2 pseudogenes are annotated in these 741 nt (G+C 76.2%); both read left to right on the forward strand.

What is annotated here, in order from left to right:
* A pseudogene (locus G9H71_RS22940) lies at nt 1-268 on the forward strand (hypothetical protein); the annotation flags it as partial.
* A pseudogene (locus tag G9H71_RS22945) lies at nt 265-741 on the forward strand (hypothetical protein); the annotation flags it as partial. The pseudogenes G9H71_RS22940 and G9H71_RS22945, both read left to right, overlap by 4 nt.

A 741-nucleotide genomic window follows, 5' to 3' on the forward strand; every position in this document is an offset into this window, starting at 1 on the left:
GGGCAGCGGGTCGGACGACGACGACAGCTCCGGGTCCGACTACACCCCGACCCCGACCGCGTCCAGCTCGCCCGAGCCGTCGGACCAGCCGACGCCCACCCCCTCGGCGACCGCGACGGCCGTCGAGCCGGCGCCGAGTCCGTCGGCCAGCGCGACCGGCGGAGGGCAGCAGCCGCCCCCGGCCGCGACGCCTGCCGTGGAGGGCGCGGCACCGCCGGCCGCTGACGGCGCGGCAGCGGTCCCGCCGGCCGGGCAGGGCGGCCCGTGAGCCGCGGGGCTCCGGAGCCGGGCATCGTCCTGCCCAGCAAGGACGACCCGGTCGTCACCGCCGCCAGCGCCGCCATCGGCGGGCCGGCCGGGCGGCGGCTGCTCGTCGAGCGGCGCTGGCTGACGCCCGTACGCGTGATGCTCCTGCTCGCGGTCGTGACGGCGCTGTTCGGGCTGGCCGGCAAGCAGCACTGCCGGGCCGAGGGCTGGACGAGCAGCAACATGTACTTCCACGCCTGCTACAGCGACGTCCCCGCGCTCTACAGCGGGCGCGGCCTGGACCAGGGGGTCTTCCCCTACCTCGACGAGGTCCTGCCCGAGGGCGTCGAGCGGGTGGAGTACCCCGTGCTGACCGGCGTGCTCATGTGGGTCGAGGCGAAGCTCGTGCCGGACGGCGCGGCCGACCGCGCCACGACGTACTTCGACATCAACTTCCTCGTCGTCACCGGGCTGCTCCTGGCCACGGTGGCGCTG

The sequence above is a fragment of the Motilibacter deserti genome (assembly GCF_011250635.1).
Classification (GTDB): Bacteria; Actinomycetota; Actinomycetes; order Motilibacterales; family Motilibacteraceae; genus Motilibacter_A; species Motilibacter_A deserti.